This is a genomic window from Flavobacterium commune (genome assembly GCF_001857965.1).
In the GTDB taxonomy this organism is placed as follows: domain Bacteria; phylum Bacteroidota; class Bacteroidia; order Flavobacteriales; family Flavobacteriaceae; genus Flavobacterium; species Flavobacterium commune.
Map to the genome: position 1 here is coordinate 2,574,799 of NZ_CP017774.1, position 13,258 is coordinate 2,588,056.

Consider the following 13,258-nt stretch of genomic DNA (forward strand, 5'->3'; position numbering starts at 1 on the left):
TACAGAACCACAAACCATTAACTAAAAAATCAAAAACTTTTTGAAAATGGGTTTCGAAATAGATGAATATTTAGTTGGGAAATTCTTTAAACACTTAAAAAAAAGTAGAAAAGTACATCCCGAAATTCTGGCAAGAACGGTTAGCCTTAGCGAAATTAAACCGCGGCTGACTATTTTGGCAAGGGCTTTAACAGGCAATCCTATCGAAATTTTTCCAGCCGAACGCGAAGGAGGTTATAAAAACAATAATTTTTTCCTTCCGATTTCTTTTGCCGAATTTCCAACCAAAGAAGAAAATCATACTTTTTATCTTTTTCGAATATTGTTTTTAAGCGTCCAACAACGTTTGAATCTCAATTGGACTTTCGAAGAAAAGGAACCTTCATTGGAACTTTCCAAGCAAAAAGCATTAGAAACTTCTGAGGCGATTTTGAAAATTGTATTTGAAGAATATGCTATTGACGAAAATTTTCATGCACAGGCCAGAGAACATTTTATTCAGCAAGCGACTGAAAAAAACGCTCCTGATTTTTCCTGGCTTTACGGAAAATGGATGCAAAATGAGGTAGATCAAAATCCCGAAACAGTACTCGAAAATTTCTCGGATAAGACTAAAAAAGGAATCGAAAACCAGCCTACAACTACTTTAAAAGCAACTGCGGTGGAAGAAGTTAAAACGGTAGAATTGGACAAAAAACAACAGGAGGATTATGTTATGCTGCATAATTTTGAAAAGGTAGAAACGGCCGAAGAATTTAATGGTGTTTGGCGTGATTTTGATGGTTCTGACGAATTGGAAGACCATCAGGAAGCCTTGGAAGAGCTGAATATGAAATTCACCGTCCGCGTGGATGATACGGCTCATTCGGTTTATCAGGCTGATTTTATCGAGAACACTTCTATCTCCGAAAGTGCCGAAGTGGATGCCAAAGGATTTCATCTGACCTATAACGAATGGGATTGCAGCAAAGGGATTTACAAAGAGAATTTCTGTAAAGTCTATCCCAAATCACAACAAAAAACCGATTCGGATTATTACAAAAAGACGATTGCCAAAAATGCTTCGATCTTGATGGGCTTGCGCAAAATGTTGACCAATGTCAATAACAAAATGCAGCAGCAAAAACGTCAGATTCAAGGCGACGAATTTGATATTGATGCCATTACCGATTTGTATGTCGATGTGCATTCCCGAAGAACGCCTTCGGACAAAATTTATTTTTCGAACCGTAAAAAAGAAAAAGATTTATCTATTCTGATTCTGTTGGATATCAGCCTTTCCAGCGATGGATATGCCGCAGGAAACCGGGTGATTGATGTGGAGAAAGAGGTTTCCATTCTTTTTGGGGAAATCCTGAACGAGTTCAATATCGATTTTTCGATTGACAGTTTTTATTCGAAAACCCGAAATTATTCGACCTATTTGACCATTAAGGATTTTGATGAAAATTGGAATATTGGCAAACATAAAATCGGAGCTGTTGAGCCTAGCGGTTATACCCGAATCGGGGCAGCTCTGCGCCATGCCGGTGCCCGACTTGACAAAAGAAATACCAAAAATAAATGGGTAATCCTGATTTCTGACGGAAAGCCGAATGATTACGACAAATACGAAGGCAACTACGGTATTAACGATGTGAAACAGGCACTTCGCGAACTTAATTCAAAGAATATCAATTCCTATGCGTTGGCCATTGAGGCCGAAGCGAAATATTATTTGCCGCAAATGTTTGGGCAGAATCACTATCAGATTTTAACCACCCCTGTTGAATTATTGCAATCGTTAGTGCGATTGTATGAAAAAATTAAACATCAAAAATAATAGTACAATGAACACTGATTCCAATACCACAAGACTTCCCGAAGGGCACCCTATCAGGGTATATTTTCAGGAAAATGATCTGATTCATTTTCTTTTAGAAGAATTATCAAATACAAATCCTGAAGAAGATTTTCAAAAATATACGAATGTATTTAATGAATTGTGCACGATTGAAAAACGATTTGCCCGAAAAGAAAACCAGCTTTTTCCGTTTTTGGAAAAGAAAAACTGGGTTGGACCATCACAGGGCATGTGGTCTTTTCATGATAATTTGAGAGAACAATTTCGTTTGATTCGTTATTATCTTAAAACTCAAAATCCCGAAAAAATAAGTACAAACACTCCATTTTTGGTTGATGGGATTTATCGCTTGATGCATGTGGAAGAAACGGTTTTATTTCCCAATGCTTTGGATTTACTTTCCGAAGAAGACTGGATAAAAATGCGTGTCGGTGAGGAAGAAATTGGCTGGATGTTGCCTAATACTCCGGCTCCGTTTCCGGCTGTTGAATACGTTCATCCGGCTGAAGATGTTACTCCGAGAGAACTGACTTTTTCTTTAGAAAACACTTCCCATTATGATGAAGGCTATATGACGGTGGAGCAGGTGAATTTGCTTTTTAAAACGATGCCGTTGGATTTGACTTATGTCGATGAAAACGACAGAGTGATTTTTTATAATCGGGGAGAAGAACGTGTTTTTCCCAGAAGTTCCGGAATCATTGGGCGTGAAGTTAAATTTTGTCATCCGCCCAAAAGCGTTGGAACCGTTCTTAGGATTCTGGAGGAATTCAGAAAAGGGACAAAAAACGAATCTTCGTTTTGGATTAACTACAAGGAAAGGCTGATTTATATCCGCTATTTCGCCGTTAGGGATGCCAACAAAAGCTACAAAGGCGTCATCGAAATGTCACAGGATATTACCGATATCAAGAAAATTGAAGGAGAGAAACGATTACTGGATTGGGAATAGATTATTTATGACTTATTAAAAATGGAGACACTAAAAATCAATTACAAAAATATCTATTATCCTCCGGGAGGTATTTTGATGTGGATTATTATTTTTCTGGAACTCATAACGTTCGGGATGGCGATTGTGGCTTTTGTATATTATGGAAGTGAGCAAGCAGAATTATTTCATCAATCCCGATTGCGATTGAATACCACTTTTGGAGCCATAAACACGGTTTTTTTGTTGACGAGTGGTTTTTGTATGGCCAATGCGGTACAGGAATTTAAAGGAAATAATACAGCAAAATCTTCTTTATATTTTAAATTGACAATGCTGGGCGGATTATTGTTTTTAATCTTAAAAAGCCTGGAATATTATCATAAAATCGAGTCCGGAATTTCATTGGAAACCAATATCTTTTTTACGTTTTATTGGTTGTTAACCGGATTTCATCTGATACATGTTCTCATAGGTTTGGTCATTTTAATCTGGACGAATTATGGAATGACAAAGAAAAATTCCGATACTCAAATTGAAGATGTTGAGTCTTGTGCCGCATTCTGGCACATGTGCGATTTGATTTGGCTGCTTTTGTTTCCGGTTTTATACTTAATTTTTTGAAGATGAAAAAATCACTATTGTTTACTTATGGATTATTGATTGCGCTGACTTTGTTTACGGCATTAATTTCAAAATCAGCCTTTTTTTCGGGCAGTGTAATTCTTTTGATATTGTTTTTTTCGGCCATTAAATTCCTCCTAGTTGCTTTCCAATTTATGGAATTGAATAAGGCAAATCCTTTTTGGAAATTTAGTTTGAGTCTGGTTTTAGGGGTGTTGGTTTTAGTCCTTTTTTTGATTAAATAAATCAGAATAAAAAGGGCAAATATGACAAATATCATAATAAAGGATGTTTTTGTCTTTTATATTTGCGATACAAATCAAGATGAATTTAACACCAAATAACTATGAAACCCAAACTAAATTTAAAGAAACAAAGCTTGAGAATTGCTGTAGTAATTGCAATGGCTTTTGGCTTGTTTTCTTGTGCCAAAAAGGAAGACAAAGATGTTCAGTATTATCAGGATATAAAAGTAGATGGCCAAAAAGAAGCCGAGCTTACGGCGCCACCATTGGTTCCCAAACCGGTTGGAGATCGTGCCGCGATGAAATTGGTTGTCAACATGGAAATTAAGGAAGAAGAAGGAGAAATGGTTGATGGAGTAAAATATACCTATTGGACTTTTGGAGGTTCGGTACCGGGGAGTTTTATCAGAACACGAGTGGGTGATGAGATAGAATTTCATTTAAAAAATCATCCGGATAACAAAATGCCGCACAACATCGATTTACATGCGGTGACCGGACCGGGAGGAGGAGCGACTTCTTCATTGGTAGCACCGGGACACGAAAAAGTATTCAACTTCAAGACATTAAATCCGGGCTTGTATGTTTATCACTGTGCCACAGCACCAGTTGGGATGCACATCGCCAACGGAATGTATGGGTTGATTTTAGTCGAACCCGAAGGAGGTTTGCCACCTGTGGATAAAGAATACTACATCATGCAAGGGGATTTTTATACCAAAGGAAGTTATGGAGAACAAGGTTCTCAACCTTTTGATATGAATAAAGCCATTAAAGAAGAGCCTGATTATGTGGTTTTCAATGGAAAAGTAGGTGCTGTTGCCGGAGATAAAGCAATTACAGCCAAAGTGGGTGAAACCGTTCGTATTTATATGGGTAACGGAGGTCCAAATTTGGTCTCTTCTTTCCACGTAATTGGGGAAATTTTCGACAAAGTTCATATTGAAGGAGGAGATATGGTTAACAAAAATATCCAAACTACTTTGATACCTGCCGGTGGTTCAGCCATTGTAGAGTTTAAAGTTGATGTTCCGGGTACTTTGATATTAGTAGATCATTCCATTTTTAGGGCTTTCAATAAAGGAGCATTAGGGATGCTGAAAGTTGAAGGAGAAGAAAATAAGAAAATTTATTCAGGAACAATTCAAGAAGGAATTTATTTGCCGGAAGGAGGAACAATCCAGAATATGCCTAAAACGAATGGTGTTGCAAAAGCTCCTGTAGCCAAAACAGTTCCTGAACAAATAAAAGCAGGTAAAGGATTGTATGAAAGAACTTGTTTTGCCTGTCATCAACTAGAAGGACAGGGAATTCCTAATGCTTTTCCACCATTGGCTAAATCTGATTTCCTAAATGCTAATCCGGATAGAGCAATTGGTGCTGTATTGCATGGATTGAGCGGAGAAATCACAGTAAACGGCAAGAAATTCAACAATGTAATGACCAGCCAAAATTTAACAGACGAGCAGGTAGCTGATGTTTTGACCTATGTATATAATAGTTGGGGTAATAATAAAACAGTTGTAACTCCTGCAAAAGTAAAAGCAGTTAGAGCAAAACCAGCTCCTAAAGTTGCTTCTGAACATTAAAATAAAAACAATAATTTAATATTAAAAACCAATGAAAAAGTATGTTTTAAGCATCGTAATGATGGGAGTAGGTTTGTATGGCTATAGCCAAAATGCAACTAAAGGGAAATCGGTTTATATGCAAACCTGTGTGGCTTGCCATCAGGCAACAGGTGCTGGAGTACCGGGAGCTTTTCCGCCATTAGCAAAATCTGATTATCTTAACAAAGATGTAAACAGAGCTATCAAAGGAGTGGTAAAAGGATTAAATGGACCTATAGTTGTAAACGGGAAAAAATTTAGTGGAGCCATGCCAGCTCAGGCATTAAGTGATCAACAAATTGCCGATGTACTAACTTATGTCTATTCAAGCTGGGGAAATAGCAAAAAAGTGATTACTCCAGCAATGGTCAAAGCCCAAAGATAATTACGAATTGTTTAAAAAGAGTATCTATGTTTCTACAAAAAAAAATAACAGCCATTTTGATGTTGTTGACGGCTACTCTTTTTGCACAAGAAGTAAAAATGGTATCCATAAAAGAGGGCAGCTTTGTCCCTCTTTATGGAGCTACCAATAAAAAACCGGTTAAAGTCACCTCCTTCAGTATAGATGTGTATCCGGTAACTAATGCACAATATCTGGCTTTTGTAAAAAAATATCCAGCTTACAGCCGTTCTAAAATGAAAGGACTTTTTGCGGATAAAAGTTATTTGAATCAATGGGAAAGTGATTTCAATTACGGAAAAAACAATTTAGATAATGCAGCTGTAACCAATGTTTCCTGGTTTGCTGCTAAAAAATACTGCGAATGTCAGGGAAAAAGATTACCCACAATGGATGAATGGGAATATGTTGCTATGGCCGATGAAAAGCGTATTGATGCCCGTACCAAAGAAAATTTCAATAAATATATCATGTCCTGGTACGAAAAGCCGAAGACTTATTTGAATCCCGTTGGGCAAACTTTTAAGAACTATTGGGGAGTGTATGACATGCACGGCTTAGTTTGGGAATGGACAGCCGACTTCAACAGTATTTTCCTTTCCGGAGAATCCAGAAAAGACAAAGCAACCGATAAGAATCTCTTTTGCGGAAGCGGGTCAGTCAATGCAACTGATTTAATGAATTATGCCGCATTTATGCGATATGCTTTCAGAGGAAGTCTTAAAGCTAAATACACTACAAAAAATCTTGGGTTTCGTTGTGCGAAAGACATAAGATAGTTTTGAAACAATTTATACTCAAAAAAATGAAAAAGCTGTTTCTGGGATTAGTAATAATCCTTTTGGTAACACAGGGATGCAATACCAATAAAAAAACCGATGACCAATCGATTTCGGAATTATCCATATATAATTTGCCTTCAAAATGGACAAGTCAGGAGGGTAAGAATATCGAAATGAAGGACCTGAAAGGCAAAGTCCTTGCGATGGTTATGATATATACTTCCTGCAAAGCCGCATGTCCGAGATTAGTGGCTGACATGCGTAATATTGAAAGTCGATTGCCAAAAGATATTAAGGATAATGTTCAGCTTGTTTTGTTAAGTATTGATCCTAAAGTTGATACGCCGGAACGATTGAAAGCTTTTGCCATAGAAAATAAAATGAATGGAAAACAATGGTTGTTTTTGCGTTCTACCGAAGAAAACACTAGAGAATTTGCTGCAGTCTTATCTGTAAATTATAAAAAAGTATCACCAATGGATTTTTCTCATTCCAATCTTATAAGTGTTTTTAATACTAAAGGAGAATTAGTATTTCAACAAGAGGGTTTAGGAGTAAATTCAGACCAGACTGTTGCTAAAATTACCGAAGAAGCTCAAAAACAAAATTAAAGATGAAAACATTAAAAATAATCGGTTTATCATTAATAGGGATGATAAGCCTGAGTACTTATGCACAGGAATTGGATGCTAATTTGCAACTCAGACCTCGTTATGAATACCGAAACGGTTTTAAAAGTCTGATGGTAAATGGTGAAGATGCAACCTCATTTGTCTCCCAACGTTCCCGACTGAATCTCAATTTCAAACAGGAAAAATTAAAATTAAAACTGACACTGCAGAATATTCGAACTTGGGGTGACGTGCCCACCACAGCCACTGTTGATAAAAATGGTATCGCTTTATTTGAGGCTTGGGCACAATACGATTTCAGTTCTAATTGGTCAGCGCGTCTGGGACGTCAGGTGATTTCCTATGACAATCAGCGTATTTTTGGCGAAATCGATTGGTTACAACAAGGACAAAGCCATGATGCTGCTCTGTTTTCTTTTCATCCGAAAAACCATCAGCTGGATTTAGGATTTGCGTTAAATGCCAATGCGGAAAATTTGGTTGCTCCTAAAACGCCTTATACCACTAATTATAAATCGTTGCAATATGCCTGGTACCATACCCAATTTAGTAAAATAAATGCGAGTGTGTTATTGTTGAATACAGCTTATGAATTCGAAAAATCGCTAGGCAATTTTGAAGTCGATTACAAGCAAACTTTTGGAAGCTATCTTGCTTTTAAAGATAAAAAATGGGATAGCAATTTAGGTTTGTACGGGCAAACAGGAAAAAGTGCTGATAAAAATGTCAGTGCCTGGTATGCGGGAGCTTTTGCAGGCTATGCTTTTTCAGATGGATTTAAAGTCGGTGTGGGCTATGAATTTCTTTCGGGAAAAGATCAAAATGATAGCAGTTTAGCTATTAAATCTTTCAGTCCGATTTTTGGAACTAATCATGCTTTTAATGGTTTTATGGATTATTTCTACGTGGGAAACCATCAAAACAGTGTGGGATTACAAGATGCCTATTTGAAATTAAATTATATGTCCCACAAATGGCAGTTTTCCTTGATGCCACATGTTTTCAATGCGCCTAATACGGTTTTGGATGCAGCCAATAAAAAAATGGATAGTTATTTGGGGACAGAAATCGATTTTACGGCTACTTATACCATTCAAAAAGATATTGTAGCTACGGCGGGATATTCTCAGATGTTTGCTTCCGAAACTTTAGAAAGACTTAAAAATGTAACTAATGCTGCAAATACTAACAATTGGGCGTGGGTTATGGTTTCTATAAATCCAAAAATCTTTTCATTAAAATAAAGTCTATTAATTCGTTTTTTTTTTAACCTCTATTTAGAAGCTCTCGGGCATTTAATGGAGGTTTTTTGTGTTAAAAAATAAATTATATTTGAATTTAGTAAGAATATAAAACTTGCTGATATTTATCATATTTATAGATAAAGGACTATTATATCTTTACATCATAATTGATTTAGGGAATTTATGAGCAATTTATCACAGTCACATCGTATTTTATTTTTGAATACACTGGCATTTACAATCAGTTTTGCCTGTTGGACTTTAAATGGTGTTTTAGTTACTTTTTTAGTAGATAGAGGAATTTTCAATTGGTCAGTTGTTGAGGTAGGATGGTTGTTAGGATTGCCTATTTTATCGGGAGCTGTTTTTCGTTTACCAATAGGAATTTTAACCGATAAATACGGAGGAAAAAAAGTATTCTCTACATTGTTGTTACTTTGTTCTATTCCATTGTTTTTATTGCCTTTTGCCGGTTCATTTTGGGAATTTGCAGTATTAAGTTTTTTGTTTGGATTGGTAGGAACCAGTTTTGCTGTTGGAGTAGGATATACTTCAGTTTGGTATCCTAAAGAATGGCAGGGGAGGGCCTTAGGGATTTTCGGAATGGGAAATGCCGGTGCTGCCGTCACTACTTTTTTTGCGCCAAGCTTACTCAATTTTTTATCCGAAACAGATACGGAGAACGGCTGGAAAATGCTTCCTGTAATTTACGGAGTGGTATTGGTAGCAATTGGATTATTGTTTGTGTTTTTTGCTAAAAATAAAAAAGCAGCAACAGTGGCCAGATCAACATCCGAATTATTAGCTCCTTTAAAAAATGTCCGTGTTTGGCGATTTGGGGCTTATTATTTCTTAGTCTTTGGATGTTTCGTTGCTTACTCACAATGGTTGTTATCTAATTTTATGAATGTGTATCACACAACCTTAGTAATGGGAGGAATGTTTGCCACTTTATTTAGTTTGCCATCCGGTGTAATCAGGGCTTTTGGGGGTTATTTGTCTGATAAATATGGAGCAAGAGCAGTTATGTATTGGGTTTTAGGTTCTTCAATTGCCATTAGTTTTTTATTGATGTTTCCTAAAATGGAAGTTTTTACATCGGGTCCCGGAGTTTTAGCAACTAATAATGGAGTGGTTACCCAAGTATCAGCCTCTGAAATTAAAGTAGGAGAAAGAACTTACAATGTTAATGCAAAATCAATAATTAGTTCATCTGATTCGGATATTTTGCCTGTTCGAAATTCATGGCAGGAAATTGTAGTACAACAAAATCAGGAAGTCAAAAAGAAAGAACTTTTGGCAGAAGGAATCACCCAAATAAAATTTAATGCCAATATGTGGATTTATTTGTTATTGGTAGTTTTAATCGGGATTTCATGGGGAATTGGAAAGGCAGCCGTTTTCAAACACATTCCGGAATATTTCCCTAACGAGGTGGGAGTTGTAGGAGGAATGGTGGGTTTAATAGGTGGTTTAGGCGGATTTATAGGGCCAATATTATTCGGATACTTATTGAATGCAACTGGCTTATGGACAAGTTCCTGGATATTTATTTTCCTGATTTCTGTGGGCTGTTTATTATGGATGCACCGAACCATTATTAACATTATGAGAGAAAAGATGCCTCAGTTTACCAAAGGAATTGAGCGCAACCAATAAAATAGAAAAATTTTAAAAAATAATATTATGGATACTTACTTAAAAAAAATAGGATCAGAGCCTGAAAATGTATCTAACGAAACGCAAACCAATAAAAGTAATACGTGGTTGACCAAGTGGGAGCCTGAGGATGAAGCATTCTGGGCGGCAACAGGTAGTAAAATTGCCTGGATAACATTAACAGTAACCACTCTTTCATTAATCTTATCATTTGCTTCCTGGTTTATGATGAGTGTCATTGCGGTGAAACTTCCTGGACTTGGTTTTTCATTTTCTAAAGATCAGCTTTTTTGGTTGGTGGCTATTCCGGGATTAGCTGCGGGTTTTTTACGAATTATACACACCTTTATTCTGCCTATTTTCGGAACAAGGCATGTAGTGACTGTGGCAACTTTACTCAAATTAATTCCAGCAATTGGAATCGGGTTTGCAGTGATGGATACCTCTACTCCATTTTGGGTATTTGTTCTTTTGGCTATTACCACTGGTTTTGGTGGCGGAGATTTTTCATCTTTTATGCCTAGCACAAGTTTGTTTTTTCCAAAAAGATTAAAAGGAACAGCGTTGGGAATCCAAGCGGGTATTGGGAATTTTGGGGTTTCTTTAGCTCAGTTTATTACTCCGATTATTTTGAGTGTTAGTATTTACGGGACCACTTCGGTATTTACAAGTATCGATGCCAAAGAAACACAAAATGTTTTAACAGACTCAACAATTGAAAAGCAAAAAGAAGTTTTTGCCGCTTTGGACGTTAAAACGCAAAATATAATTTTGGCTACTGTAAAGAAACCGCTTTTAGATTCAGTAACAACTGCCGTAAAATCAGCAGATAATACAGTAGTTTTTGCAGCTTTGCCTTTGGAAGTCAAATCGAAAGCCATAGCTAATGCAAATCCTAAGTTAGCTGAAAAAATATTAAACAAAATAAGCCCCAAAAATGAGGCGGTAAATAAAAGCAGTATCTATATTCAATCTGCTGCATTTTGGTATATTGGTTTTCTCTTAGTTTTGGCATGTATGAGTTGGTTCTTTTTAAAAAGTATCCCAATGCAGGCTTCAGTAAAAGAGCAGATGGATATTTTTAAAAACAAACATACCTGGTATTGTACAATTACTTATCTAATGACTTTTGGAACTTTTGCCGGTTTGTCAGCAGCTTTTCCTTTGATGATAAAATTTTTATATGGTGATTTTCCAAATGCTCCGGATCCGTTAGTGTATGCTTTTTATGGTCCGCTTATTGGTTCTGCCAGCCGAATTGCTTTTGGATTTATTGCTGATAAAGTGGGAGGAGCTATATTAACAACCATTACAGGTATTGGGATTTTAGCAGGAGCTGTTATTTTAATCACTCAGGGATTAGTATCTCCTACCAGTATGGAGCAGTTTCCGTTATTTGTTGGAGTAATTTTAGCGATGTTTTTCTTTACAGGTATAGGGAATGCAGGTACTTTTAGACAGTTTCCAATTATTTTTTCAGAGAATCAGAGACAAGCAGCAGGTGTTATTGGTTGGACTGCAGCCATTGCAGCTTTTGGTCCTTTCATTTTTTCAAAATTAATAGGAAATAATATTTCAGCAAACGGTTCAGTGATACAATTCTTCATGGGGCTTATTGTTTTTACAATATTAGCTACTGTTATTAACTGGTGGTTTTATAATCGAAAAGGATGTGAAAGACCAAGTTAAATGAAGGAATACTCATGGCAAACGCACCAGTTCCAGAAATAAAAAAAGTAGCCACGAACCTGTCTGCCGACAGGCAGGTTACACGAAATAACACTAATTTGGATGTTATAATATTCCACAAATCTGCCAAAGGCAGATAAAAATTTGTGTAATTTATTTTAGAATCAATACTATTTGTGCTAATTAGTGTAATTCGTGGCAAAAATAAAACTCGTGCGTTTGCCCTGAAGGAATACTTAATTTGAAAAATAATTGGAACTCAGTTGATATTCAATAAAGCAGTACGTTTTTTACAATTTTATATCGAAAATTAATAGTTTGATGACATTCGATTGAAATTATTGTTGTAAATTAGTGATTTGTACATGAATTATAACATATTTAAGTGTTTTTGTACTTTAGAAAAATACTTAAGTAGTTTCACTTAGTTTTTCTTTTGTTTAATTTTACTCCCGAAGAAAAACCTTTGGATTTTTGGATAAAAATAGATTTGTAATTGTAAGCGTGTAATACTAAAATTAAAATGAAAAACAGAACATATAATGTAAAAGCATTGCTCATTGCCACACTACTTTCAGTATTTATGATTGTGTTAGTGTTTTATGGTTCAAGAGAATTGCAAAATTTTGATGCAGCTTTAATTACCTACTTGTTTGGGACTGTATTCGCTTTCTTTGGGATTGTTTATCGTTATACGGTGTGGTTGCAAAGACCTCCTACGTGGATTTATTTCAAAAGAGGAATTTGTTTCCTGTTTACAGGAAAGGTGTTTTCACATTTTTGGTTTGCTTCTAAAGAATCTATCGAAAATATAGCTTTTCAAAAATTTATATATCCAAGGGGAAAATACCGTTGGGTAGCGCATTTTATGATTGCTGTAGGTTGTACATCGGCTTTTTTAATCACCATTCCGCTTACATTTGGTTGGATTCACTTTACGATGGCTCCTAATTCTATTTCGGTTTACGAAGCACATTTCTTTGGTTTCAAGGTAATGGATTTTGAATTGGATTCTATCATGGCATTCCTGACATTTCATGCGTTGAACTGGTCTTCTTATTTAGTGATTTTTGGTTCATTGTATTATTTAAGAAGACGATTGACTAATCCGGGATTGATTGCAACTCAGTCTTTTGAAGGCGATTTGTTGCCGCTCATTTTATTGATAGCTATTTCGGTTACAGGATTGGGATTGACTTATTCGTACCAATTCATGAAAGGTTTTGCTTTCGACTTTTTGGCTGTTCTTCATGCTGTTACGGTAATTATGTTTTTGATTTGGATTCCGTTTGGTAAATTTTTCCATATCATTCAGCGTCCGGCTCAAATAGGTGCACACATATATAATAAGGAAGGAAGAAGAAAAGGAATGGCGGTTTGTCCACATACCGGAGAAGAATTTGCTACCAAATTGCATATTGACGATTTGAAAATAGTGACTAAACAATTAGGTTTCGACTTTTCGATGGAAGATGGTGGTTCGCACCTTGATTTAAGTCCTGAAGGGAAAAGAGCCCGATTGGCGAAAGCACACCTGAGAGCAAGACAGACTGGTGGAAATTTATTTGGATAATTTAAAGATAAAAGTATATAAAC

12 protein-coding genes are annotated in these 13,258 nt (G+C 36.2%); all 12 read left to right on the top strand.

Features of this window, described 5'->3' with window-relative positions:
- Positions 1-46 precede the first annotated feature (46 nt).
- The 12 genes from BIW12_RS10775 to BIW12_RS10830 all read left to right on the top strand — a co-directional run bounded on the left by BIW12_RS10775 (position 47) and on the right by BIW12_RS10830 (position 13,235).
- The gene (locus BIW12_RS10775; protein WP_071185116.1) at positions 47-1,822 is read left to right on the top strand and encodes a nitric oxide reductase activation protein NorD; all 1,776 of its coding nucleotides are present in this window, start codon (positions 47-49) and stop codon (positions 1,820-1,822) included.
- A gap of 7 nt (positions 1,823-1,829) precedes the next feature.
- The gene (locus BIW12_RS10780) at positions 1,830-2,795 is read left to right on the top strand and encodes a DUF438 domain-containing protein (RefSeq protein WP_071186335.1); all 966 of its coding nucleotides are present in this window, start codon (positions 1,830-1,832) and stop codon (positions 2,793-2,795) included.
- Positions 2,796-2,816: 21 nt separating this feature from the next.
- Complete coding sequence (locus BIW12_RS10785) at positions 2,817-3,398, top strand: cytochrome c oxidase subunit 3 (RefSeq protein WP_071185117.1); 582 nt, start codon at positions 2,817-2,819, stop codon at positions 3,396-3,398.
- Between the two features lie 2 nt (positions 3,399-3,400).
- Positions 3,401-3,643: a cytochrome C oxidase subunit IV family protein gene (locus BIW12_RS16355; RefSeq protein WP_157499546.1), complete on the top strand. Its 243-nt coding sequence runs from the start codon at positions 3,401-3,403 to the stop codon at positions 3,641-3,643.
- 101 nt (positions 3,644-3,744) lie between these two features.
- The gene (gene nirK / locus BIW12_RS10795; RefSeq protein ID WP_071185119.1) at positions 3,745-5,232 is read left to right on the top strand and encodes a copper-containing nitrite reductase; all 1,488 of its coding nucleotides are present in this window, start codon (positions 3,745-3,747) and stop codon (positions 5,230-5,232) included.
- Between the two features lie 31 nt (positions 5,233-5,263).
- Positions 5,264-5,638: a c-type cytochrome gene (locus BIW12_RS10800; RefSeq protein WP_083382106.1), complete on the top strand. Its 375-nt coding sequence runs from the start codon at positions 5,264-5,266 to the stop codon at positions 5,636-5,638.
- A 26-nt stretch (positions 5,639-5,664) separates the two neighbouring features.
- Positions 5,665-6,435, top strand: a complete 771-nt coding sequence (locus BIW12_RS10805) for a formylglycine-generating enzyme family protein (protein WP_083382107.1) — start codon at positions 5,665-5,667, stop codon at positions 6,433-6,435.
- A 26-nt stretch (positions 6,436-6,461) separates the two neighbouring features.
- Positions 6,462-7,049: an SCO family protein gene (locus tag BIW12_RS10810; RefSeq protein WP_071185121.1), complete on the top strand. Its 588-nt coding sequence runs from the start codon at positions 6,462-6,464 to the stop codon at positions 7,047-7,049.
- 2 nt (positions 7,050-7,051) lie between these two features.
- Positions 7,052-8,314 (top strand): alginate export family protein, encoded by a 1,263-nt coding sequence (locus tag BIW12_RS10815; RefSeq protein ID WP_071185122.1) that lies wholly within the window; start codon positions 7,052-7,054, stop codon positions 8,312-8,314.
- Between the two features lie 183 nt (positions 8,315-8,497).
- A complete protein-coding gene (locus BIW12_RS10820) occupies positions 8,498-9,973 on the top strand; it encodes an MFS transporter (RefSeq protein WP_071185123.1) in 1,476 nt (491 codons plus the stop codon).
- 27 nt (positions 9,974-10,000) lie between these two features.
- Positions 10,001-11,662 carry an MFS transporter gene (locus BIW12_RS10825; protein WP_232227078.1) on the top strand — a complete coding sequence of 554 codons (1,662 nt, stop codon included), beginning with the start codon at positions 10,001-10,003 and terminating at the stop codon, positions 11,660-11,662.
- A gap of 523 nt (positions 11,663-12,185) precedes the next feature.
- Positions 12,186-13,235 carry an MFS transporter gene (locus tag BIW12_RS10830; RefSeq protein ID WP_071185124.1) on the top strand — a complete coding sequence of 350 codons (1,050 nt, stop codon included), beginning with the start codon at positions 12,186-12,188 and terminating at the stop codon, positions 13,233-13,235.
- Positions 13,236-13,258: the final 23 nt, after the last annotated feature.